This window comes from Microbacterium sp. Root322, assembly GCF_001425645.1.
Lineage (GTDB): Bacteria > Actinomycetota > Actinomycetes > Actinomycetales > Microbacteriaceae > Microbacterium > Microbacterium maritypicum.
The window spans coordinates 634,661-658,013 of the sequence record NZ_LMCS01000003.1 but is presented as its reverse complement, the minus strand read 5'-3'; the positions used below and the strand labels follow the sequence as shown (position 1 = coordinate 658,013).

General features: G+C 68.1%; 27 protein-coding genes. 19 read left to right on the top strand and 8 right to left on the bottom strand.

What is annotated here, in order from left to right; translation table 11 throughout:
• Positions 1-22 precede the first annotated feature (22 nt).
• From ASC55_RS15555 to ASC55_RS15540, 4 genes are all read right to left on the bottom strand, one after another.
• A complete protein-coding gene (locus ASC55_RS15555; protein ID WP_055877324.1) occupies positions 23-1,015 on the bottom strand; it encodes a metalloregulator ArsR/SmtB family transcription factor in 993 nt (330 codons plus the stop codon).
• The gene (gene arsB / locus ASC55_RS15550) at positions 1,012-2,109 is read right to left on the bottom strand and encodes an ACR3 family arsenite efflux transporter (protein WP_055877321.1); all 1,098 of its coding nucleotides are present in this window, start codon (positions 2,107-2,109) and stop codon (positions 1,012-1,014) included. Before arsB ends, ASC55_RS15555 begins: the two co-directional genes overlap by 4 nt.
• Positions 2,106-3,086, bottom strand: coding sequence for a thioredoxin-disulfide reductase (gene trxB / locus ASC55_RS15545; RefSeq protein ID WP_055877319.1), 981 nt, complete (start codon positions 3,084-3,086; stop codon positions 2,106-2,108). The genes arsB and trxB overlap by 4 nt, the downstream gene beginning before the upstream one ends.
• 77 nt (positions 3,087-3,163) lie before the next feature.
• Entirely contained in the window at positions 3,164-4,687 is a 1,524-nt protein-coding gene (locus ASC55_RS15540) for a SulP family inorganic anion transporter (RefSeq protein WP_055877315.1), read from the bottom strand.
• Positions 4,688-4,863: 176 nt separating this feature from the next.
• Between ASC55_RS15540 and ASC55_RS15535 the strand changes: the two genes are divergently transcribed.
• A complete protein-coding gene (locus tag ASC55_RS15535) occupies positions 4,864-5,217 on the top strand; it encodes a MerR family transcriptional regulator (RefSeq protein WP_055877311.1) in 354 nt (117 codons plus the stop codon).
• Positions 5,218-5,318: 101 nt separating this feature from the next.
• Here ASC55_RS15535 and ykgO read toward each other — a convergent pair whose 3' ends face one another.
• Positions 5,319-5,441 carry a type B 50S ribosomal protein L36 gene (gene ykgO / locus ASC55_RS15530; protein ID WP_055877309.1) on the bottom strand — a complete coding sequence of 41 codons (123 nt, stop codon included), beginning with the start codon at positions 5,439-5,441 and terminating at the stop codon, positions 5,319-5,321.
• 84 nt (positions 5,442-5,525) lie between these two features.
• Between ykgO and ASC55_RS15525 the strand changes: the two genes are divergently transcribed.
• A complete protein-coding gene (locus ASC55_RS15525; protein ID WP_055877306.1) occupies positions 5,526-6,536 on the top strand; it encodes a GTP-binding protein in 1,011 nt (336 codons plus the stop codon).
• 81 nt (positions 6,537-6,617) lie between these two features.
• Here ASC55_RS15525 and aztA read toward each other — a convergent pair whose 3' ends face one another.
• On the bottom strand, positions 6,618-7,271 hold the full coding sequence (aztA, locus tag ASC55_RS15520; RefSeq protein ID WP_055877303.1) for a zinc ABC transporter ATP-binding protein AztA: 654 nt from the start codon (positions 7,269-7,271) through the stop codon (positions 6,618-6,620).
• A gap of 54 nt (positions 7,272-7,325) precedes the next feature.
• Between aztA and aztB the strand changes: the two genes are divergently transcribed.
• The 6 genes from aztB (at position 7,326) to ASC55_RS15490 (ending at position 13,705) form a co-directional block, all read left to right on the top strand.
• Entirely contained in the window at positions 7,326-8,174 is an 849-nt protein-coding gene (gene aztB / locus ASC55_RS15515; RefSeq protein ID WP_268775994.1) for a zinc ABC transporter permease AztB, read from the top strand.
• A gap of 55 nt (positions 8,175-8,229) precedes the next feature.
• Positions 8,230-9,456: a hypothetical protein gene (locus ASC55_RS15510; protein WP_055877299.1), complete on the top strand. Its 1,227-nt coding sequence runs from the start codon at positions 8,230-8,232 to the stop codon at positions 9,454-9,456.
• A gap of 1 nt (position 9,457) precedes the next feature.
• On the top strand, positions 9,458-10,384 hold the full coding sequence (aztC, locus tag ASC55_RS15505) for a zinc ABC transporter substrate-binding protein AztC (protein ID WP_082524383.1): 927 nt from the start codon (positions 9,458-9,460) through the stop codon (positions 10,382-10,384).
• A gap of 29 nt (positions 10,385-10,413) precedes the next feature.
• On the top strand, positions 10,414-11,631 hold the full coding sequence (gene aztD, locus ASC55_RS15500; protein WP_200935189.1) for a zinc metallochaperone AztD: 1,218 nt from the start codon (positions 10,414-10,416) through the stop codon (positions 11,629-11,631).
• Between the two features lie 94 nt (positions 11,632-11,725).
• Entirely contained in the window at positions 11,726-12,430 is a 705-nt protein-coding gene (locus ASC55_RS15495) for a TetR family transcriptional regulator (RefSeq protein WP_055870285.1), read from the top strand.
• Positions 12,431-12,442: 12 nt separating this feature from the next.
• Positions 12,443-13,705, top strand: coding sequence for a glycosyltransferase (locus tag ASC55_RS15490; protein WP_055877296.1), 1,263 nt, complete (start codon positions 12,443-12,445; stop codon positions 13,703-13,705).
• An 82-nt stretch (positions 13,706-13,787) separates the two neighbouring features.
• Here ASC55_RS15490 and ASC55_RS15485 read toward each other — a convergent pair whose 3' ends face one another.
• Positions 13,788-15,089 carry an NAD(P)-binding domain-containing protein gene (locus ASC55_RS15485; RefSeq protein WP_055877293.1) on the bottom strand — a complete coding sequence of 434 codons (1,302 nt, stop codon included), beginning with the start codon at positions 15,087-15,089 and terminating at the stop codon, positions 13,788-13,790.
• A 143-nt stretch (positions 15,090-15,232) separates the two neighbouring features.
• On the opposite strand from ASC55_RS15485, the gene ASC55_RS15480 reads away from it, so the two are divergent.
• On the top strand, positions 15,233-15,514 hold the full coding sequence (locus ASC55_RS15480) for an ArsR/SmtB family transcription factor (RefSeq protein ID WP_055871175.1): 282 nt from the start codon (positions 15,233-15,235) through the stop codon (positions 15,512-15,514).
• A gap of 43 nt (positions 15,515-15,557) precedes the next feature.
• On the opposite strand, the gene ASC55_RS15475 is transcribed toward ASC55_RS15480, so the two are convergent.
• Complete coding sequence (locus tag ASC55_RS15475) at positions 15,558-15,923, bottom strand: cupin domain-containing protein (RefSeq protein ID WP_200935188.1); 366 nt, start codon at positions 15,921-15,923, stop codon at positions 15,558-15,560.
• Positions 15,924-15,985: 62 nt separating this feature from the next.
• Here ASC55_RS15475 and ASC55_RS15470 point away from each other — a divergent pair, with 62 nt between their 5' ends.
• The 10 genes from ASC55_RS15470 to fliQ all read left to right on the top strand — a co-directional run bounded on the left by ASC55_RS15470 (position 15,986) and on the right by fliQ (position 23,349).
• Positions 15,986-16,384 carry a hypothetical protein gene (locus ASC55_RS15470; RefSeq protein ID WP_055877290.1) on the top strand — a complete coding sequence of 133 codons (399 nt, stop codon included), beginning with the start codon at positions 15,986-15,988 and terminating at the stop codon, positions 16,382-16,384.
• 43 nt (positions 16,385-16,427) lie between these two features.
• Positions 16,428-18,128, top strand: coding sequence for a long-chain-fatty-acid--CoA ligase (locus ASC55_RS15465; RefSeq protein WP_055877287.1), 1,701 nt, complete (start codon positions 16,428-16,430; stop codon positions 18,126-18,128).
• Positions 18,129-18,270: 142 nt separating this feature from the next.
• A complete protein-coding gene (locus tag ASC55_RS15460; RefSeq protein WP_055877284.1) occupies positions 18,271-18,519 on the top strand; it encodes a flagellar FlbD family protein in 249 nt (82 codons plus the stop codon).
• Positions 18,519-19,328, top strand: coding sequence for a motility protein A (locus tag ASC55_RS15455; RefSeq protein ID WP_055877281.1), 810 nt, complete (start codon positions 18,519-18,521; stop codon positions 19,326-19,328). The genes ASC55_RS15460 and ASC55_RS15455 overlap by 1 nt, the downstream gene beginning before the upstream one ends.
• Positions 19,325-20,134 (top strand): OmpA/MotB family protein, encoded by an 810-nt coding sequence (locus tag ASC55_RS15450; protein WP_055877277.1) that lies wholly within the window; start codon positions 19,325-19,327, stop codon positions 20,132-20,134. The genes ASC55_RS15455 and ASC55_RS15450 overlap by 4 nt, the downstream gene beginning before the upstream one ends.
• Before the next feature lie 48 nt (positions 20,135-20,182).
• A complete protein-coding gene (locus ASC55_RS15445) occupies positions 20,183-21,115 on the top strand; it encodes a flagellar motor switch protein FliM (RefSeq protein WP_055877274.1) in 933 nt (310 codons plus the stop codon).
• The gene (fliN, locus tag ASC55_RS15440; RefSeq protein WP_055877271.1) at positions 21,112-21,771 is read left to right on the top strand and encodes a flagellar motor switch protein FliN; all 660 of its coding nucleotides are present in this window, start codon (positions 21,112-21,114) and stop codon (positions 21,769-21,771) included. Before ASC55_RS15445 ends, fliN begins: the two co-directional genes overlap by 4 nt.
• Before the next feature lie 32 nt (positions 21,772-21,803).
• The gene (locus ASC55_RS15435; protein WP_235562600.1) at positions 21,804-22,268 is read left to right on the top strand and encodes a FliO/MopB family protein; all 465 of its coding nucleotides are present in this window, start codon (positions 21,804-21,806) and stop codon (positions 22,266-22,268) included.
• A complete protein-coding gene (fliP, locus tag ASC55_RS15430) occupies positions 22,265-23,080 on the top strand; it encodes a flagellar type III secretion system pore protein FliP (protein ID WP_055877268.1) in 816 nt (271 codons plus the stop codon). Before ASC55_RS15435 ends, fliP begins: the two co-directional genes overlap by 4 nt.
• Complete coding sequence (gene fliQ, locus ASC55_RS15425) at positions 23,077-23,349, top strand: flagellar biosynthesis protein FliQ (protein ID WP_017828226.1); 273 nt, start codon at positions 23,077-23,079, stop codon at positions 23,347-23,349. Before fliP ends, fliQ begins: the two co-directional genes overlap by 4 nt.
• Positions 23,350-23,353: the final 4 nt, after the last annotated feature.

The following is a 23,353-nucleotide window of genomic DNA, read 5'->3' as shown; positions in this document are numbered from 1 at the left end:
AGACTCCTGGTGAGAGATGTGGTCAGGGAAGAAGGTCGTCGACGAGCGCGCGCACGCGTGCGGCGATGTCGTCGCGGATGGCTTCGACGCCCTCCCGCGAAGCGAGGGCGGGATCGCCGACGGCCCAGTCGTCGTAGCGGACGCCGGGGATGATCGGGCAGACGTCGCCGCACCCCATGGTGATGACGACGTCGGCCGCACGCACGGCGTCGTCGGTGAGGGGCTTCGGGAAGCGCTCGGCGGCCAGGTCGCCTTCGATCTCCGCGAGGATCGAGCGGACGTGCGGGTGGATGACGTCGGCGGGGGCCGATCCTGCCGAGCGAGCCACGACCTTGCCGGCCGCCAGCTTGTTGACGAGCGCGGCGGCGAGCTGCGACCGCCCCGCGTTGGCGACGCAGACGAAGAGCACCTGCGGGACCGCGGCATCACGATCGCGGGTGAGGTCGGCGAGGCGCTGACGCGCGAAGCGCTCCGTGAGCGGCACGAGAGCGGAGGTGACGCGGGCGCTGCGCGCGAGCGCCGTGTACGACTCGCGGACGGTCGTGAGCACGACGTCGGAATCCAGCTCCGGAACCTCCGCGGCAAGCTCCTGGGCGAGACGGGTGACGCGCGCGTCGAAGTCGGGGCGCCGCCCCTCGTCGTCGGCGGAGACGCTCCAGGGCGCGACCGTCGCGGGTGCGAACGAGTCCAGCAATGCCGTGACCGCGCGGCGCCGGCCCGGGGTGATCCGGTACCAGACCCAGGTTCCTCGCCGCTCGGAGGTGAGGACATCGACGTCTTTGAGCACCTTGAGGTGGTGGGACACGGTCGGCTGCGACACCTCGGCGAGCTCGGCGAGGTCGCACACGCACGATTCTCCGCGCGGGTCGGACGCGATGGCCGACAGCATCCGCAGCCGCAGCGGATCCGACAGAGCCTTCAACGTCGCAGCAACCGAGGAGGCAGCCTCCTGCCCGATCGCATGCGTCGCGACGGGACTGCAGGTGTCGTCTGCGGTCGTCGGGGTGACATTCATGACGAGATCCTCTCAGCGGTGTACGGGTCGGTGTGGAACCAGCGCCGGGCGGCCCAGAGCGAGACGTAGACGAGCCCGACCAGCACCGGGACTTCGATCAGCGGGCCGACGACTCCGGCGAGGGCCTGGCCGGATGTCGCACCGAACGTGCCGATGGCGACGGCGATCGCGAGCTCGAAGTTGTTGCCGGCGGCGGTGAACGCCAGGGTCGACGATCGTGCGTATCCGAGGCCGAGCGCCTTGCCGGTGAACAGGCCGACGAACCACATGATCGCGAAGTACGCCAGCAGCGGGAGTGCGATCCGGGCGACATCCCACGGACGACTCGTGACCTGCTCACCCTGCAGGGCGAACAGCAGCACGATGGTGAACAGCAGGCCGTAGAGCGCCCACGGACCGATCTTCGGAAGGAACTTCTCTTCGTACCAGTCGCGTCCTTTCGTACGCTCCCCGATGAAGCGGGAGGCGAATCCCGCGACGAGGGGGATGCCGAGGAAGATCAGGACGTTCAGCGCGATCTGTCCGATCGAGATGTCCAACCCTTGTGAGTCGAGTCCGAGCCAACCCGGGAGGACGGTGAGGTAGAACCAGCCGAGCATCGAGAAGGCGATGACCTGGAAGACCGAGTTGATAGCGACGAGCACGGCCGCGGCCTCGCGGTCGCCGCAGGCCAGGTCGTTCCAGATGACGACCATGGCGATGCAGCGCGCGAGCCCCACGATGATGAGGCCCGTGCGGTATTCGGGCAGGTCGGGCAGGAACGCCCACGCGAGGGCGAACATCAGCGCAGGGCCCACGAGCCAGTTGAGCGCCAGCGACGAGAGCAGCAGCTTCTTGTCGCCGGTGACGGCGGCGACCTTGTCGTAGCGGACCTTCGCGAGCACCGGGTACATCATCACCAGCAGGCCGAGGGCGATGGGGATGGAGATTCCACCGACCTCGAGGCGGGCCAGGAGGTCGGAGACGCCGGGGATGAAGCGGCCGATGACGATGCCGCCGATCATGGCCAGGCCGATCCAGAGCGGCAGCCACCGGTCGAGGGTCGACAGGCGGCGCGCGGAAGGAGCGGTGGTGGGTACGGTCGCGGTGCTCATGCGAGGAGCGCCTCCCGCTTCTCGGCGATGACGGGCTCTGCCTCGTCGAGAGCCGCGAGGTAGTGCTGCGCATCCTGCGCTGCAGCACATCCGGTGCCTGCGGCGGTGATCGCCTGGCGGTAGGTGTGGTCGACCAGATCGCCGGCGGCGAAGACTCCCGACACGTTCGTGCGAGTGGAGGGGTGCTCGACGAGCACGTAGCCGTCGGTATCCGTGTCGACGAGTCCAGCGACGATCTCGGAGCGCGGATCGTGCCCGATCGCGACGAAGACTCCCGTAGCCGGCAGCTTCCGTTCGGCACCGGTCACGGTGTCGCGCAGTTCCACCGCCTCCACCTTCTCCGCACCGATGAGGCCTGCGACCTCGCTGTTCCACGCGATCTCGATCTTGGGGTGGTCGAGCACGCGCTGCGCCATGATCTTCGAGGCCCTGAACTCACCCCGACGGTGCACCACGGTGACCTTCGAGGCGAAGCGGGTGAGGAACAGCGCCTCCTCCATCGCGGAGTCCCCTCCGCCGACGACGACGATCTCCTGCTCGCGGAAGAAGAAGCCGTCGCAGGTGGCGCACCACGAGACGCCGCGGCCGGTGAGTCTCTCCTCATCCGCGATGCCGAGTTTCCGGTAGGCGGAGCCCATCGTCAGGATGACGGCGCGAGCGAGGAAGGTCTCACCGGAGCCCGTCTCCACGGTCTTGAGGGGGCCGTCGAGGTCGACCAGGACCGCGTCATCGAGACGGATGCGGGCTCCGAAGCGCTCCGCCTGCGCGCGCATCGACTCCATCAGCTCGGGCCCCTGCACGCCATCGACGAACCCGGGGAAGTTCTCGACCTCGGTCGTGGTCATCAGCGCGCCGCCCGCGGTCACGGACCCGGCGAGCACCACAGGGGAAAGACCCGCGCGCGCCGCATACACGGCCGCGGTGTACCCCGCAGGGCCGGACCCGATGATGACCAGCTCAACCTGTTGAATCGACATGTGTCTATATTGACACTCATCGATACCCCCTGCAATCTCCGACGGAGGAGTTCACCTGTTCGTCACCTTGCCGCCTGCTAGTGCCCTGTCCCAAGATTGCCCGTGAGCCGTTGACGGAACGCCGCCGCGGTGTCGTTGAGGCCATGGATCGTGACGGACTTGCCGAGGCGCTCGTACTTGGTGACGACGGCATCGAGAGCAGCAACGGTCGAGGCGTCCCAGATGTGCGACCGGGTCATGTCGACGACGACCCGGTCCGGATCTTCCGCGTACGCGAATTGGGTCGTCAGGTCGTTGCTCGACGCGAAGAACAGCTCCCCGACGACTTCGTAGCGAGCGGCAGCGATCCCCTCCTCGTCCACCACAGTGCGCGTAACGGTGACGAAGTGTGCGACCCGTCGGGCGAACATCACCATCGCGGCGAGCACTCCGAGGATGACGCCGATAGCGAGGTTGTGCGTCCACACCGTCGCGATGACAGTGATGAGCATGACGGCCGTCTCGCTCTTCGGCATCCGACGCAACGTCGAGGGGCGGATGCTGTGCCAGTCGAAGGTCGCGACGGAAACGAGGATCATCACAGCCACCAGCGCCGCCATCGGGATGATCGCCACCACGTCGCCGAGCGCGAGAACAAGGACGAGGAGGAAGACACCGGCGAGGAACGTCGAGATGCGCGTGCGCGCGCCCGAGGCCTTCACGTTGATCATCGTCTGGCCGATCATCGCGCATCCGCCCATTCCGCCGAAGGCACCGGAGAGCACGTTCGCCACGCCCTGGCCCCACGCCTCGCGCGTCTTGCGGGAGTGGGTGTCCGTGATGTCATCGACCAGCTTGGCCGTCATGAGCGACTCGAGCAGGCCGACGACCGCCATGGCGAGAGCGAACGGGCCGATGATCCCGAGTGTCTCCAGGGTCAATGGCACCTCCGGGATGAAGAGTTCGGGCAGACTCTGCGGAAGCTCACCCTGGTCACCCACGTTCGGCACGCTCCATCCGAACACCACGACGGCCGCTGTCAGCAGCACGATCGTCACCAGCGGAGCCGGGACCACCTTCGTGATGCGCGGCATCAGGAACAGGATCGCCAGCCCCACGGCGACCAGCGGGTACACCAGCCACGGCACGTCGAACAGCTGGGGCAGCTGAGCGGTGAAGATGAGGATCGCGAGCGCGTTCACGAAGCCCACCATGACCGAGCGAGGAATGAACCGCATGAGCTTGGCGACGCCGAGGAGGGCCAGCACGATCTGGATCAGCCCACCCAGCAGCACCGTGGCGATGAAGTAGTCCATCCCGTGCTCTCGGGCCACCGGGGCGATCACGAGTGCGATGGCCCCCGTCGCCGCGGTGATCATCGCCGGACGGCCACCGAGGAACGCGATGGCCACGGCCATCACGAAGGAGGAGAACAGACCCACCCGGGGGTCGACGCCGGCGATGATCGAGAAGGCGATCGCCTCGGGGATCAGCGCCAATGCGACGACGAGGCCAGCGAGGACCTCGCGAGTGAGCAGCCTGGGGCTGCGCAGCGCCTGCAGCACGGTGGGTTCGATCCGATAGCGCGATGCGCTGTCCCTGGCGGGAGTGACAGCAGTCAATGTGCTCTCCTGAGTCGGGCTCGCGAACGAGCGGCGATACGCGCGCGGACACGCAGGCGCCGAACAGCTCGACGCGGAAGAATGGGGATGCCGAAGGGGCACACTCGCAGACTCTAACGTAACGTGAGGTTTGCTGACGAATTGACGAAGGCGGATCAGTGGAGAACGTGCAGACTATGCGCATCGGCGAAGTGGCCGAACAGACTTCCCTGTCGTTCCGCACGCTTCGCCACTATGAGGACGTCGGACTGGTGATTCCCTCCGGTCGCACGGAGGGCGGGTTCCGGCTCTACACGCCGAGGGACGTCGCACGACTCATGATCGTGCGACGGATGAAACCCTTGGGCTACTCGCTGGACGAGATGCGGGCGCTCCTCGACGTCGTCGACGCCCTGGTCGACGCACCCGAGGATGAGCAGCTGCGCGCAAGACTCAGCGCGCTCCGCGACGAGGCCGGCGCTCGTCGCGCGAAGCTCGCGAGCCAGGTGGCGATGGCCGACGAGTTCCTCGCACAGCTCGCCCAGATCTGAGACGCCCCGTCTCATCCGTTCGGCACCGTCGCGATCACGTCGACGAGGCGCACAACGAAAGGGCCCGGCGGATCATTCCGCCGGGCCCTTTCGCGTCGCACTCAGCCCTGTCGCCCCTTGAAGCGCGGGTTGAGCTTGTTGATGACGAACACTCTGCCCTGGCGGCGCACCACTTGGGCGCCCGGCTGATTCTTCAGGGACTTGAGGGATGCACGAACCTTCATGGGGATCTCCTTATTGATAATCTTTCTCATTAACAAGTTAGGGTGAGACGAGAGTCTCGTCAATGTGAGGAAGAGCAGGTCGTCGTGGAGAGCAGGAACCCCCTCGTCGTGGTCGGAGTGTGCACGCCGGAGAGGCGGTCATATGCCGCAGAGCTGGCGCAGGGCATCGGAGGCCATCTGATCGCACTTGTCGAACCGATGCCCGGACGAGGCCCGCAGCACATCGTGCTCTCGCCGGAACGCCCCTCCCTGCCCCAGAGCACTTCTCACCTCGTCGTGGACGTCGACAGCGAGATCGATCTCCCCCACCTCGCCCTGGCGAACGCGCCGCGCTCCTCGGTGATCTGCGTCGTCGATGCACTCCACTTCTCCCACGACCTCGGCGACGGCAGACCTCTCTCAGAGGTGGCAGTCGAGGGCGACGACCGGGGTGACTTCGGATCGCGAGCACGCCGTGCGGTATCGCACGTGGAGAGTGCGACGCTTGTCTCCTTCGTGAACTGGGAAACGGTACCCACGGCCGAGTTGTCGTTGCTCATGGCGATCACCTCGCACCTGAACCCCACCGCTCGCGCACGACTGTCGCGTGGCCCGGTCGAGGATCTCCGAGCCTCGTTAGACGGCGGGTGCGAACCGCTCCCCTTGCTCGAGCGGGCCGGATGGGTGCATGCCCTCAACGACGAGCACGATCCCCACATGACGGATCCGCGGGTGACGACACTGCGCTACGAACAACCCCGGCCACTCCATCCGGGACGGCTGGCCGCGGCACTGGATGACATCGACTCCGGCCGCTGGGGCATCGTGCTCCGATCAGCCGGCTTCTGCCGTCTCGCCACCCGCCTCGGCATCCTCGCACGGTGGGACCACGTCGGCTCCGCGATCTGGATCGATCCGCAGTCGACAGGACAGGAGGACGCGACGACCGCACAGGATCTGGCCCTCACCGGACTCGACCTCGACCATGAGGGAATCCGTCTGGCCCTCGACGCCGCCGCCGTCGACGACGACGAGCTCATCGCGGGACCACACGCCTGGCGACGATTCACCGACCCTCTTCCGACCTGGCCGGCAATCGTCGAGGAACACCCGTGACCGACGATTCCATCGCCCGCCGCGGATCGCTCCCCCTCACAGCGCCACCCGACACTCCGCAGCGAGCGACACGGTGACCGATCAGACGTCGGAGCAGACCCGCCCCTCCTGAAGCGAGATCCTCCGCTCGGCGTCGCCGATCACGGACGGGTCGTGCGAGACGCACACGACGGCGACCCCGCGCTCCACCTCCTCGCGCAACACAGCGCGGATGCGAAGCGCACTGGCAACGTCGAGCCCCGTCGTCGGTTCATCGAGCAGGAGCAGATCAGCTCCGCGCGCCAGCCCCTGGGCGAGGAGTGTCCGCTGCTGCTGACCGCCGGAGAGCAACGCGAACGGATGCCTCGCCAGCGCGCTGATGTCGAGACGCTCCATCGATCGCGCGACGACCTCTCGGGCCGCGGCATCCATGCGCCGCCACAGACCGAGTCTTCCCCACGCTCCCACGCTGACGACGTCCTTCACCGAGACCGGAAGCCCGGACGGAACGGCGGCCCGTTGCGGCACGAAAGCGACGGTTCCACTGATGATCCGGCGCCCCGAGGTAGCGACTCTCGTCCCGCCCAGCACTTCGAGCAGCGTCGACTTCCCCGCACCGTTCGGACCTGTGATGACCGTGAGGGACGCGCGCGGAATCGAGACGTCGACGCCCACCAGCGCCGCCCGACCGTTGAAGGACACGTGGACGTCGGTCAGACAAGCGACGATGTCGGGGCGGAATCGGGTCTCGAGCATGCCCCCAGTTTATGAGTTTGATAATCATTCTCATAAACCTCTAGTCTCGACACCGTGCCCCGCCACCCATCTGACCTCTTCGCCCCGTTCGCCCTGGACTTCCTGCAGCGGGGCATGCTCGGCGGCGCGCTGGTCGCGATCCTCTGCGCGATCGTCGGCACGTGGGTGGTCATCCGGGGGATGGCATTCCTGGGCGAAGCGCTGGCGCACGGCATGCTTCCCGGCGTCGCCCTGGCGACCGTGCTCTCGCTTCCGGTCCTGATCGGCGGCGCGCTCAGCGCCATCGCCATGAGCCTCGGCATCGGAGCGTTGCAACGACGCGCACGCCTCTCCTACGACACGAGCATCGGCCTGCTGTTCGTCTCGATGCTGGCACTGGGCGTCATCATCATCTCCCACTCGGGCAGCTTTGCCACCGACGCGACCGCCATCCTGTTCGGCGACATCCTCGCCATCAGCGCCGTCGATCTCGTCCTGCTCGCCGCCGCGGCCGCTGTCGGGCTGATCGTCGCCATCCTGTTCCACCGCTCCTTCGTCGCCCTCTCGCTCGACGTGCGCATCGCCTCGGTTCTCGGACTGCGCCCGCAGCTCGCGCGGGCCGCGCTGGTAGGTCTCGTCACCCTGGCCGTCGTCGCGTCCTACCAGGCGGTCGGCTCGATGCTCGTCGTCGGCCTCCTGCTCGCGCCGGCGGTTGCCGCCGGGCACTGGACCACCCGCATCCCCACACGCATGGCGCTCGCGGCCGTCTTCGGCGTGACCGCGGTCATCCTCGGTCTCCTCGCCTCCTGGTACGCCGCGACGGCGGCAGGAGCCTCGGTCGCGGCATGCGCGATCCTGCTCGCCTGCCTCTCGTGGGCCGTGCGCACCCTCAGCTCTCGCGGAGCCCGGACGCCGCACGCCTGAGCCCGCCGTCGCGACGACGCGAACTCTCGAACGACCACGACAAAGGAAGGACACCGTGCGCTCTCGCATCGCCCTCTTCGCCCTCACCGGCGCTCTCACCGTCTCCTTGACGGCCTGCGTCACGACGCCGGCCACCACGGTCCCGTCCGACGACTCCGCCGACAACGGGCACGGCGCCGTCGCGGGCGCCGCGGAGGTGGCCGAGCCGCAGCTCGGTCTCACCTGGATCGGCCCGGAAGGCACGGTCTCCCACCTGGACCTCCTCGACGAAAGCACCACCGAGATCGGTGAGATCCCGGTCGTCACCGGTGTGACGACGGATGGACGCTACCTGTTCGCACAGACCGACGACGGTATCGAGATCGTCGACAGTGGCGTGTGGACCTGGGATCACGTCGATCATTTCCACTACTACCGGGCAGCCCCCGCTCTTCTCGGTTCCGTGACGGGGGCGGGGCCGGCGACGATCGCGACGACGAACCTGTCGACGACAGGCGGGACCGGTATCTCGTTCGCCGATTCCGGAGATGCCGTGCTGCTCGATACCGAAGCACTGTCGAAGGGCGAGATCCGCGAGCTGTTCCGACTCGAGCGCGAGCCCCACTCCGGACTCGTGGTCCCCGTCGGATCGTTCGCTCTGGTGTCCGAGGCTTCGGCCGGGGCGGACTCGACCGTCGCCGGGTACACGTCCGACGGAGAGGCGACCGGTCTCGAGGAGCCGTGCACCGATCTGGCCGGGACCATCACGACCCGCGTCGGCGCCGTCATCGGATGCCGAGACGGCGCCCTGCTCGCGCATGTCGACGGCGAGGAGCTGCAGGTGGAGCGCATCCCCTACCCCGCGGGGACGACAGCGCCCGCCGCGCGATCGTTCGACAACCGCGAGGGCCGTCCCACGGTCGCCGGCCTCGCCGGAGCGGAAGGGATCTGGCTCCTCGATACTCGCGAGCGGTCCTGGACCCTGCTCCCCTCCCCTGTTCCGCTCGTACACGTCACCGCGGTGGACGATGAAGCCGGTCATCTGATGGCCCTCGCTCGGGACGGACGCGTGCTGGTGTTGAGCGACGAGAACGGCACCGTGCTCGCCGAGACCGAACCTCTCGTCGCCGAGTCGCTGGCCGCGGGCACGACCCCGTCTCTGATCGCGGATCAGCACCGCGCCTATGTGAGCGCCCCGACGGAGCACCGTCTCTACGAGATCGACTACGCCGACGGTGCCCGCATCGCCCGCACCTTCGAGACCGCCACCGCACCGGCCTTCGTCGCTGAGACAGGACGATGACATGCCCTCCCTGCGTTCCCTCGCGACCCTTGCTACTCTCGCGCTCTGCGGGCTCACCCTGGCGAGCCTCACCGGCTGTTCGACACCGGTCGACTCACGTCCGACGATCGTCGTCTCGACGAACATCCTCGGCGACGTCGTCGAAGAGCTGATCGGTGACCAGGCGCAGGTCGTGACCCTCATGAAGCCGAACGCCGACCCGCACTCGTTCGAGATCTCGGCGCAGGAGGCTGCGATGCTGCGCAACGCCGACCTGCTGGTCTCGAACGGTCTCGGGCTCGAGGAGGGACTGCAGCAGCATATCGATGCCGCTGCCTCGGATGACGTGCCGATGTTCGTGGCCGGGGATGCCATCGACGTCCTCGACTACAGCGAGGGGGATGCCGCCGGGATGCCGGACTCCCACTTCTGGACGGATCCCGCTCGCATGCTCGACGTCGTCGACGCCGTCGAGCCGGTCCTCGCCGATGTCGACGGGATCGATCAGGATTCCCTGGCCACGACCGTCCAGGCGTATCGCGCCCAGCTGCAGGCGTTGGACGCCGAGATGAGCGAGGCGTTCGCTTCCCTCCCGGTGGCACACCGCGCCCTGGTGACCAACCATCACGTCTTCGGCTACCTCGCCGATCGGTTCGACTTCGACGTCGTCGGCACGGTGATCCCGGGCGGGACGACTCTGGCGGCCCCCTCGGCATCCGACCTGGCCGACCTGGTCGACGCGATCGAAGAGACCGGAGTGCGGGCGATCTTCGCGGAATCCTCCTCACCTGATCGCCTCGTCCAGGCCCTGGCGAGCGAGGCGAACGTGCAGGTCGAGGTCATCGAGCTCTTCACCGAATCGCTCACCGGACCCGATGAGGCCGCCCCCGACTACCTGACCATGATGCGTGTCAACACCGAGCGCATCACCACCGGTCTCACGCCGTGAGACCTCACCACAGAGAAAGAGGCATGCATATGCGATCCCCCTCCCCCCTGCGTCGCGCGCTGATCAGCGCGGCAGCCATCGGCGCGGTCATCACCCTGACGTCGTGCTCGACCGGCGGTGACGCCGCTGCACCGGCTTCCACCCCCGGCAGCAGCGCGTCCGACGCTGCCGGAACCTCCCGCGTCGCCATCTCCTACGAGGGCGGGATCCTGGTCCTCGACGGCAAGACGCTCGACACGCTCGCCGAATTCGACTCCGAGCCGTTCACGCGCCTCAACGCGGCCGGTGACGGACGGCACGTGATGGTCACCATGAGCGAGGGCTTCCAGGTGCTGGACACGGGAGCCGGCTCCAGCGACGAGCCTGAGCTCACCGACACGATCTTTGCCGCTGACGCCCCAGGCCATGTCGTGCGGCACGCCGACAAGACGGTGCTCTACGCCGACGGCACGAGCGACACCACCATCTTCGACTCCGCCGACCTGGCGGGCACCGACGGGTTGCCCGAGGTCAAGACCATCGCGGGTGTCGAGGCGCACCACGGCGTCTCCGTCGTACTGGAGGACGGCACCTTCCTCACCACGGTCGGCAACGCGGACGGCCGCAACGGGATCGTGGCGAAGGACGCGGAAGGCACCGAGATCGCGTCCTCGGACCAGTGCCCCGGTGTCCACGGCGAAGGCACCGCGAAGGACGAGGCGGTCGTCTTCGGCTGCGAGAACGGAGCCCTGGTCTACCACGACGGCGAGATCACCAAGCTCGATGCCCCCGACCAGCCTTACGGCCGCATGGGCAACGCGTACGTCAGTGAGACGAGCCCGATCGTCGTCGGCGACTACAAGGACGACGTCGACGCGGAAGGCTACCTGCTGAGCGCTGTGACGCTGATCGACACCGCGGCCAAGACCCTCGAGGTCGTCGATCTTCCCGAGGGCGTCGAGTACACGTTCCGCGACATCGTCCGCGGGCCGAAGGACCTCGCCTACATCCTCAGCAGCGACGGTGCCATCCATGTGCTCGATCCGGAGTCCGGTGACATCACCGACAGCTTCCCGGTCGTGAAGGCGTGGGAAGGTCCGGCCGAGTGGCAGGACGCCCACCCCGCCATCGTCGTCGCCGGGAACATCGCGTACGTCACCGAGCCTGCCGCCAACAGCGTTCATGCGGTGGACCTCACCACCGGCAAGGTGCTCGCCAGCACCGAGCTCGACGTGACGCCCAACGAGATCGCCCCCGCCGCGGGCTGACCCCACGACGGTCGAGGGGTGGAGGGCGTCTCGGCGCTTTCCACCCCTCGCATGGTGGTTGGATTTCGCTGAACATTCGTTTAGCATTCTGAATATGCGTTCAGCATCCGCAGACCTCACGACCAGAGCGCGCATTCGCGACGCGGCGATCACACGGTTCGGCCAGCAGGGTTTCGCTGGCACCAGCCTGCGTCAGATCGCACAGGACGCTGCCGTGAGCCCGGCTCTGATCCTGCACCACTTCGGAAGCAAGGATGGGCTGCGGGAGGCGTGTGACGCGCACGTCGTGAGCGAGTTCCTCTCCGAGCGCGACGGCATGACCGGTGCGGACGCTTCACGCCTGATGCGAGAGGCGCTGGATTCGCTGGAGAAGCGCAGCGTCGCCCTGGACTACCTCGCCGGGATGCTGGTCGACGATTCCACCGCGTCCGACCGGCTCTTCGACACGTTCCTCGCCGGTACCAGAGAGATGCTCCGAGAACAGGTCGCGGCTGGAACGATGCGCGAGCAGTCCGATCTCGAAGCGACAGCCGTGTACATCACGCTCTACGGCTTGGGGCCGGTCATCCTGCGTCGCCACCTCGCCCGGGCCTTCGGAGAGAGCTCGCTGACGACCTCGTTGCTGGAGCGCTCGACCATCCCTGTGTTGGAGTTGTACACGCACGGTCTCTACTCGGACGATCGTCTGCTCGTCGCTGCGAAGGAAGCGCTGGGCGGGCACAGCGGCCCGAGCTCGGACAAGGGAGAGAACGACCCGACATCGCCACATGAGCGCGTGCGCTCCGCCACCGCGACGTGAACGGCTGAGTCGATGCGCGCACTCATCTTCACGTTCGGCACCCGAGGTGATGTCGACCCCTACGTCGCCCTTGCATCACGGCTTCAGCGGGAGGGGCATGCGGTCACCCTGTCCGCGCCCGGCGTCTACCGAGAAGACCTCGAGCGACGTGGCATCCGGTTCGAACCCATGGGTGACGCGATGCACGATGAAATGCGAGCACTGATGGCGGACTCACGGGGTCCTGTCGAAGCAGCGACGCTCGCCCGGCGCATGTCACAGGCGATGCGACGCTCCCTCTCCGAGCAGTGGACGGTGGCGCAGAAGGTCGATCCGACCGTCATCGTGTCTCACCCGAAGGCGCTGGCCGGAGTCCACATAGCCGAGCGACTCGGCATTCCCTTCGTCGCCTCGCTCCCACTCCCCTTCCTCACTCCGACGCGCGACTTCGCCATCCCGTTCGTGGCTCGCCGATTTCCCGGACCCGTCAACCATCTGAGCTATCAGTTCAACCGCTTCACGGCCCTCGCCTATGGGGGGATGATCAATCGGTTCCGCACTCAGACGTTGGGGATGCGACGAACCAGCCGGATGAGCGACTATCTGCACCGTGATGGCGAACGCGTACCGGTCCTCTACCCCTTCAGCCCCCATGTGGTTCCGCCGCCTGCCGACTACCCGGATTCCGCTCACATCACCGGCTACTGGTTCCCTGAGAACGACAGCGACGAGTGGACGCCACCGCCGGCGCTGAGGGAATTCCTCGAAGCCGGTCCTGCGATCTACATCGGCTTCGGGAGCATGGGGTTCGGAAAACCCTCAGCGGAACGGAGCAAGACGGTCCTCGAGGCTGTCCGGCACGCCGGGGTCAGAGCCGTCGTCGCGAAGGGGTGGGGCGGCCTCGACGACATCTCCGACCCGCGCATCCACGTCATCGACGAAGCCCCGCACCGCTGGCTCTTCCCCCGCGTCACTGCCGTCGTGCATCACGGCGGGGCAGGGACGACGGCGGCCGGTCTCAGGGCGGGTCGACCCAGCCTGATCTGCCCGGTGCTGGGAGACCAGCCGTTCTGGGGATCCAGGGTGCACGCGCTCGGGGCCGGGCCGCGCCCTCTTCCGCTGCGGAGAGCCACAGCGGCGGCTCTCGCAGCGCGCATCGACGAGCTCGTCTCGACAGGACGCTACGCCGACAGTGCAGAAACGCTCGCGCAGAGCATCTCCGGCGACGACGGCACAGGTGAAGCAGTGCGAGTGCTGGAACGGCTCGATGCTGGCGGGGCGCCGCTGACGAGGTGAACTCCGGTGCCGGGTATCTGCCTTCTCCTCGAGCGACGAGGCCCGGGAGAGGCCCCCTCGTCGCCGCTCCCTCCGAGCTCGATCAGCCGACGACGACGGGCCGCGCACCGATCTGAAGCGTGGAGGGGGCGGCGCAGCAGCTGCCCGCGTTGTCATCGAAGTCGCCGGCCCCTCCGCACACCCCGGTGTCCGGAAGCCTGAGTTCGCGGCGATCAGCTGCCTCGTGATCGCCGGCGAGGTGAGCGGCGACACTGCGCACCTGCTCGAAGCCCGTCAGCGCGAGGAAGGTCGGCGCCCGACCGTAGGACTTCGCGCCGACGATGAAGAATCCTCGCTCCGGCTGCACGAGCTCACGCGCCCCGGTCGCACCCACGGATCCGCAGGAGTGGATGTTCGGATCAATCTCGGATGCGATACCGGCGACGGCTTCGAGCGTGGGATCCAGTTCGGTCCGGAGCTCGCGCAGCATCTGCAGATCGGGTCGGAAACCCGTGAGCGCGAACATGCGGCCGACGCCCCTGACGACGCGCCCGTCTTCGGCGATGACCGTCAGCCCTTCGGCCTCCTGCCGGAACTCGGCGACGCGGAATCCGGTCACCAGGTCGACGACTCCGTCGTCGATCACCTTTCGTGCGCGAGAGCCGAGAGCCGCGCGCTCCGGCAGTTCGTCGCCGGCACCGCCACCGAACACGTTCGCGGCGCTCCCCCGGCGCAGCATCCACGTCACCCGTGTTCCCGGGGCGCGCCGTGCCAGCTCGCTCAGGCGCAGCACGGCATGCGTGGCGGAGTGCCCGGCCCCCACGACGACGACGTGCGAACCCGCGAGTTCCGAGACATCGGCCGGGATCCGATAGGAGATCGCACCGGCCGCCGCGGCCTCTCCGAGAGCCGGGAAACCATCGGCCCCGGCCGGGTTGGGAAGACCCCAGGTGCCGCTCGCGTCGATGACGGCGCGAGCGAGGAGTCGGGATTCCCGACCATCGGCGTCAACCGTATGCACGACGAACGGCTGGCTCCTGCGCCCTCCGTCGACGACCTTGTCGCGTCCCTGACGTGCGACTCCTGTGACTGTCGTCGTGTACCGGATCCGCTCGCCCAGAACCTTCGCGAGCGGCGCGAGGTATCCGCTCACCCACTCCGCCCCCGTGGGATACCCCGCCGCGGGTGCGGTCCAACCGGTCGGCTCGAGAACGCGACGCGCGGCCGCGTCCGTGAGCTCCGGCCACGACGAGAAGAGGCGCACGTGACCCCACTCGGATACGGCGGCCGCGGGACCACGGCCGCGCTCGACGACGACCACGTCCTCCTCGCGTTCGACGAGATGCGCCGCGGCGGCGAGGCCCTGAGGGCCGGCTCCGATGACGACGACGGGAAGCTCAGACATCACATCTCCTCGGATTGAGAATCTTCAATATGAAGACTGTCTCCCACCTATCGAAGATTGTCAATACGTGACAGGATGGGCGAGTGACCCTGCCGACGACGATCGAAGCCCGCACCTGCTGCGTCCCTCCTGTCACCGCGACCATGACCGTCGAGGATGCGGAGCGCGTCGCCCGGGTGTTCAAGGCGCTGGGAGACCCCACTCGGGTCAGACTGTTGTCCCTCATCGCCGCCGGGTCCGGCGGTGAGGCCTGCATCTGCGACCTGACCGAGCCCGTCGGCCTCTCGCAGGGAACGGTCTCCCATCACATGAAGCTTCTGACCGAAGCCGGTCTGGTCACGCGAGAGCAGCGCGGCAAGTGGGCGTACTTCGCGCTGAACGCCGACGCGATGGAGGCCGCAGCCGACGCGCTCCGCGCGGTCTGAGCACCACCGCACCACCGCACCGCCGCAGGTCGTGCCCCGCGACCTATCCGAGCTCCCGGAGCTCCGACGTCATCTCTCCCCCGGCATCGCCCGTGTTGACGGTGCCCTTCGGCTCGAACAGGATCGCCTGCACCTCCTCGTCGGCTCGCGGGCAGTGCTCGACACCCTTCGGAACGACGAAGACGTCGTTCGGCCCCAGCACCACATCACGATCGCGCAACTGGATCGTCAGACGCCCGTGCACCACCATGAAGAGCTCGTCGGTGTCGGGATGGGTGTGCCAGACGAACTCTCCGAGCAGCTTCACGACCTTGACGTCGTAGTCGTTGACGCTGGCCAGCCGGTGCGGCTGCCAATGCTCGGTCATAGTTGCCAGCGCCGCCTGCACATTCCGCACATCTTCGTTCACATCGTCAGCTTAGGACGCCCGACTTCGCCGGTACTGTCGTCTCTGGGAGAACGGAGGCGGTCATGAACGCGGTCGATGCTGTCGGAATGATCGCCGAGATCCTCTCATGGGTCGGACTCGGTGTCGGGCTCCCGCTGCTCACGATCGTGCTGCTGGTGAAGGTGCACGACGGTCCCTGGCTGCCCCACGAGGTCGTCATCCTCGAGGAGGAGGACGGCCGGGCGCGCGCCCGCTGGTTCACCGCCGGCGACTTCTGGGAGCGGCCGCTCCGGGCGGAGGAGTCCGTCCATTGGCGTGGGAGGGAGGACGTAGACGCGTTCATCAGCGCCCGACACCCGCGCCTGATGAGGTTCGAACCCCGACGCCCCCTCCTCCATGCGCTCCAGGTGCTCGGGATCACCCTGGCCGGCGTCGGCGCGGCCGCGGTCGCCGTGTCGATCATCCTGCTGTTCGTCGGCTGAGGCACAGCGCCCGCGAAACGCGATCCCGGGGGAGGATGGAGACATGCCCGACTCTCCCCTCGCCTCCCGGCCCTGGCTCGATTCCTACGCCGAGGGCGTCCCCGCCCAGATCGAGGATCCGTCGCAGACCTTGCCGGAGATGCTGTCGGCGAGCGTGAAGGCCTTCGGTCGACGCCCGGCGCTGGACTTCTTCGGAGCGGTGACCACGTACCGGGAACTCGGAGAGCAGGTCGAGCGCGCCGCTGAGGGCCTGCGCCGGCTCGGGGTCGGTGCCGGCGACCGCGTCGCCCTGGTGCTGCCGAACTGCCCGCAGCACGTCGTCGCGTTCTACGCGATCCTCCGACTGGGTGCGATCGTGGTCGAGCACAACCCGCTCTACACCGCGCGCGAGCTGCGACACCAGTTCGAGGATCACGGCGCACGCGTCGCCATCGTGTGGGACAAGGCCGTCGACACGATCGCCGGATTCCCCACCGACGTCAGGGTCGAGCACGTCGTGAGCGTCGACATCACCGCGGCGATGCCGCTGTCGAAGCGCCTCGCCCTGCGACTGCCCCTGCCGCGGGCACGCGAGGCCCGCGCGAAGCTCACCGGCACCCCGAAGGCGCGGCACCTCGTCACCTGGAAGAGCCTCGCCGATCACCGGCGGATCTCGCGGCGGGTGGCAGGACCGGGCCTCGACGACACTGCGCTCCTGCAGTACACCAGCGGGACGACGGGCGTCCCGAAGGGAGCGATCCTCACGCACGCGAACCTCCGCGCCAACGCGATGCAGGGACGAGCGTGGGTGCCGGGACTCGTCGACGGCGAGGAGACGTTCTACGGTGTGCTGCCGCTGTTCCACGCGTACGGGATGACGCTGTGCCTCACCTTCGCGATGAGCATCGGGGCCCGGCTCGTGCTCTTTCCCGCGTTCGATCTGGGGCTGGTCACAGCGGCGGCGCGCTCGACGCCTCCCACCTTCCTTCCCGCTGTGCCGCCGATCTATGATGCTCTCGCCCGCGCAGCCTCTCGGGGGACCATCGACCTCTCGACCGTGCGCTTCGCGATCTCCGGAGCGATGAGTCTTCCGGTGGCCACCGTGAAGCGCTGGGAGGAGGCGACGGGCGGTCTGCTCGTGGAGGGTTACGGCATGACCGAGAGCTCGCCGGTCGCGCTCGGCAATCCGATGGGTCCCACCCGCCGTCCCGGCACCGTCGGCGTGCCTTTTCCGAGCACGGAGATCCGCGTCGTCGACCCCGCTGACCCGACGGTCGACGTGCCTTCCGGAGAACCCGGCGAACTCCTCATCCGCGGCCCGCAGGTCTTCCAGGGGTACTGGGGGCGGCCCGGCGAGACGGCCGACGCTCTGCTGCCGGACGGCTGGCTCCGATCGGGCGACATCGCCCAGGTCTCCTCGGACGGGTTCGTGAGCATCGTCGACCGCCTGAAGGAGCTCATCATCACCGGCGGCTTCAACGTGTCGCCGAGCGAGGTGGAAGACGCCCTCATCGCGCACCCCGATGTCGTGGCCGCGGCGGTCGTGGGTCTTCCGCGACCTCATGGCGGGGAAGAGGTCGCCGCCGCCGTGGTTCTCCGCGACGGCGCCGCCCTCGACGTGGACGCGCTGCGCGACTTCTGCCGCACCCGGCTCACCCCGTACAAGGTGCCGCGCCGCATCACCGCCGTCGACGACCTCCCCCGCTCCCTCATCGGCAAGGTGCTGCGTCGACAGGTGCGGGACCACCTCCTCGCCGAGCGCTGATCGTCCTCCCTCACGGGATCCTCCCCCACGGGCACGACTAACGGCTGACGCCCTCCAGCCGACAGTCACCTCCGACAGCCCAGGACGGGCCGTCGGGTCCGCGCTCCCCGGAACGCGGACGGATCTTTCCAGGATGGAGCCCATGATCATCCTCACGCGCCTGAACCGTTCGCGGTTCGCGGTGAACCCCGACCTGATCGAACGTGTCCAGGCAACGCCGGACACGACGCTCATCATGGTCGACGGTGCGACCTTCGTCGTCACCGAGACGATGGATGACGTGATCGCGCAGATCACCCGGTTCCGCGCCGAAGTGCTCGCCACGGCCGCCGCTCTGATCAGCACCGCCGGAACGGATTCAGACGCCCCCGCTTCCGAGGTCGGTCTCTGATGGATCCGTCTCTCATCCTCGGACTGGTCCTCGCGTTCGGCGCCCTGATCGCCATGATCAACCTCGAAGGCGCGACCATCGGATCGCTGCTGATCCCCGCCCCGATGGTGCTGGTCTTCGGAGCCACGATCGCCGTCGGCATCGCGAGCGGTACTGTGCGCGATGCGCTGCATGCGGTCAAGTCGCTCCCCCGCGCCTTCCGCGGCGAGCGCCGCACCGCGTCGAGCATGATCGACACGGTGGTCGGCTACGCCGAGAAGGCGCGCGCCGAAGGGCTCCTCGCCCTCGAGCAGGGACTCGAGGACGAGAAGGACCCGTTCCTGCGCCAGGCACTTCAGAGCATCGCCGACGGCACCGACGCCGAAGACCTGCGAACGCTGCTGGAGGATGAGCTCACCTCGACCGCCGCCCGCAACCGCACCGCCTCACGCTTCTACATGACGCTCGGCGGCTTCGCGCCCACGGTCGGCATCATCGGCACCGTCGTCTCCCTCACGCACGTGCTGGAGAAGCTCGACAAGCCCGACACGCTCGGTCCCATGATCGCGACAGCATTCGTCGCGACGCTGTGGGGTCTACTCTCGGCCAACTTCATCTGGCTGCCCATCGGCGGACGCCTCCAGCGTCTCGGCGAGCTCGAGCTCGAACGCATGACCGTGCTCATGGAGGGCATGCTCGCGATCCAGACCGGCGCCCCGCCGCAGTTCGTCGGAGAACGCCTACGAGCCCTCGTGTCCGAGCGCTCCTCCGCCCGCTCTGGCCGTCGCGCCCGCACCCAAGCAGCCGAGGAGACGGAGCAGGCGTCATGAGCGTCCGTGCCCGTCGCCGCGTGCCGCAGGAGGAGCACAGCGGTCCGGATGAGCGGTGGATGGCGTCGTACATGGACATGGTGACCGTGCTGATGTGCATGTTCATCGTGCTGTTCGCGATGTCCACGGTCGACCAGGAGAAGTTCGAGGCTCTCAGCGCCTCCCTCGCGACCGGCTTCGGGCAGGAGCCGTCGGACGAGATCGACGCCACCACGGGTGTGGTCGTGCCACCCGAGCTGGTCGATGAGAAGGGCGAGGACTTCGCCGACGTCGACCTCGCCGCGGCGCAGACCGAGTTCGACGAGCTGTCGGCCCTGCGGGAGCGGCTGCGTCAGGTCCTCGCCGAGAACGGGCTCGAAGCCGACGTCACCTTCACCATCGACGAGCGCGGCCTCACGATCGGCCTCGTGAGCGCCGAGACCTTCTTCACCACGAACAGCACGACGCTCAGCTCGACGGCCGTCCTGGTCCTGGACGCGCTCGGCTCGGTGCTGGTCACCACCACCAACGAGATCTCGGTCGAGGGCCACGCCGACGTACGCGGATCGGTCGCGCCGTACCCCACCAACTGGGAGCTGTCGGCCGGACGCTCCACGCAGGTGCTGCGGCATCTCGTCGAGGCCTCGGGGCTTCCGCCGGCGCACCTGAAGTCGGTCGGCTTCGGCGACACTCGCCCGGTCGCAGCGGGTGACGCTCCCGAGGCGCTGGCCCAGAACAGACGGGTCGACATCGTCGTGCTCTCCGACGCGAACGAGGAGGTGCGCGCGCTCATCCCCCAGGCACAGGCGGGAACGCCGTCCTCCTGAACCGCCTCTCGCCTAACGCACGCCGATCACCGCCCGATAGTCGGGTTCGTGGTGATCGAGGACAGCGTGCGCTCCGGAGCGCGCGCAGGGACGGTGGAGAGGACCGCCGAAGTCGAGGTGTACGACTTCGGCCGTTCGGCGACCCTCTCGCGTGAACACACCCGTGCCCTGGAACTGGCTTTCGAGACGTTCTCCCGGCAGTGGTCTGCGCAGCTGTCGGCGAAGATCCACGTGCGTGCCACCATCGCGGTCGAGCATGTCGGGATGATGACCTACGGCGAGTACGCCGAGTCCCTGCCGACCACGACCACCATGATCGTGTGCGCGCTTCCGGATTCGGAAGAGCGTCTCATCGTGCAGCTGCCGACATCGGCCGCGACCGCCTGGATCGTGCAGATGGTGGGCGGACGGGTATCCGCCGCGTCCGAGGAGCGCACCTTCACCCCGATCGAGCAGGCGCTGATCCGCTCGCTCATCGTCGATGCGATCGACCATCTCACCGGAGCGCTCGACGGGCTGCTCCCGACCGGGGTCTCCTTCAGCGGCATCCAGTACAGCTCGCAGTTCGCCCAGGTCGCGGCCTCCGGAGAACCCGTCATCGTCGCGCGCTTCTCGATGCGCCTCGCCGGTCGCACGGTGCCGACGAGTGTGATGCTTCCGGCCTCCGTGCTCGCCGGTTTCACCGTGCGCCCCTCCGAGGACGAGCGCACAGCCGCCCCTGCCCGGATCCGTCGTCAGGTCGATCTCGCCCCCGTCGAGCTCGCGCTGCGCCTCGCACCCCGCGCCGTGCTGCCCCGTGAGGTGCTGGATCTGTCCGTCGGCGACGTGATCGCGTTCCCGCACTCCGCCGACCGACCGATGACCCTCGTCGTCGGTGATCAGACCGTCGCCACGGCGGCCGTCGGCACCGCAGGCGCACGACTGGCCTGCGTCGTGACCACCATCGTCCCCGATCCCGCTTTCGCCGAGGAGCCCGCGTGACCAGCACCACCACCTACGAGTCCGCCGTCGCCGCCGCGTTCGCCGCGTCGCTGCCGACGGCCTCTCCTCTCATCGCGCGCGCCTCGCAGGTCTCCGGAGACACCGGCGACGCCCTGATCGTGCCGTTCGTGGGCGAGGCGAGCGCGCACCTGGCGGTGCAGCTGTTCGAGCCCGAGATCCTCGTCGACGGACTCGGCGGCACACCCCTGGCCGACCGCCTGCGCGACGCCCTCGAGACCGCGACCAGCGCGTTGGGTTCCGGCGCCCTCGGTGAGGCGACGATCGGCGACGCCTCCAGGCTCTTCGCCGATCCGGCTGTGCAGCTCTTCGACCTGCAGGACGATGCCGGTCACACGGTCGGCCGTCTCGCCGTCGTCGTCACGCGCGCGCCGGCGGGCGCCTCCCACTCCTCGCGCCGACTGCACCGCATCGCGGGAGTGGAGATGGAGCTCACGGTCGAGATCGGACGCACCAGGATGGCGGTGCGCGACGTGCTCGATCTGGAACCAGGGCGCATCGTCGAGCTCGACCGCTCCGCCGGCGCCCCCGCCGATATCAAGCTCAACGGACGCATCATCGCGCACGGCGAGGTCGTCGTCGTCGACCAGGACTACGCGGTGCGCATCACCCGCATCCTCGAGAACGTCGAGGCCTGACCCTGGACGACCTCCTGCTCGGCCTGCGGGTCGTGCTCTCGCTCGCCGCAGTGCTCGGGGTGCTGTGGTTCCTCCAGCGCCGCGTCGCACGCACGCAGGCGCGTCGTCGGGACAGCGAGGCGATCACGGTGCTCGGTCGCCAGGGAGTCGGTCCGAAGGCGCAGATCGTCGTGATCCAGACGGCGGATGCCCGGTACGTGCTCGGTGTCACCGAGCACGGCGTGAACGTCGTCGACCGCCTGCCGGTCGTGCCCACGGAAGAGCAGGACGACCCCGCGCTTCCGACGTGGTCGGCGGCGAGCGCCGAAGCAGCGTCAGACGCCGAGGAGTTCGACCGGATCCTCGCGGCCACCGCCCTGACCGCGTCGACGACCGTCTCACCCGCGTCCCCGACGCCGCAGCGTCGGGTGCGGCACCGCAACGATCCGCTGCGCGGCTCCATCCTCTCCCCTGAAACCTGGCGGCAGACCGCCGAGGCCATCCGGCGCACCCGATGAGCGTCGCCCGCGTGGTCGGCGACGCTCGTGCGCTGCGACGGATCGCCCTGCTCCTCGCCGCGGCGCTCGCGCTGGTCGTCGTCGTCACACTCGTCACGGGCACGGCCGCCCAGGCACAGGTGACCCCGGACGACCAGGGCGATGGCGTCACGATCGACATCAACGGCGTCGACGGCGGCCCCTCGGGCTCCATCCTGACCCTGCTGGGCATCACGCTGCTCTCGGTCGCCCCGGCGCTCCTGCTGATGATGTCGTCGTTCACGAAGATCTTCGTGGTGCTGGCGATGACCAGGAACGCCCTCTCACTGCCGACCATCCCCCCGAACCAGGTGCTGGCCGGTCTCTCCCTCTTCCTGTCGCTGTTCATCATGTGGCCGGTGTTGACCGAGATCAACACCGTCGCGGTGCAGCCCTACATCGACGGCGGCCTCACCTTCACGCAGGCGATCGACGTCGGCCAGCTTCCGCTGCAGGAGTGGATGCTGCGCTTCACGCGCGAGGAGGACCTCGCCCTGATGACCCGGATGGCGGGTCAGCCCAACCCCGAGGATCCCTCGAGCGTCCCGATGTACACCCTCATCCCCGCGTTCATGATCTCCGAGCTGCGGGCCGCGTTCATCATCGGCTTCGTGATCTTCATCCCGTTCCTGGTCATCGATCTCGTCGTGGCCGCGGCGCTGATGTCGATGGGCATGATGATGCTCCCGCCCGTCATGATCTCGCTCCCGTTCAAGATCCTGCTGTTCATCCTCGTCGACGGTTGGGGGCTCATCATCCGGGCACTCCTGGAGAGTTACGGAGGGGTCGGATGAGTCCCGAAGCCGTCATCGACATCGGCACGCAGGGGTTGATCATCGCGGCGAAGCTCGCCGCGCCCGTGCTGGTCACCGCCCTCGTGGTGGGCTTCGCCATCTCGCTGCTGCAGTCCATCACCCAGGTGCAGGAGGTGACGCTGTCGTTCGTGCCGAAGATCGTCGCCGTGGGCATCGCGCTGCTGATCGCCGGCAACTGGATGATCGCGGAGATGATCGCCTTCACGAACGAGATGTTCGCCCGTATCCCCTCGCTGCTGAGCGGATGACCCC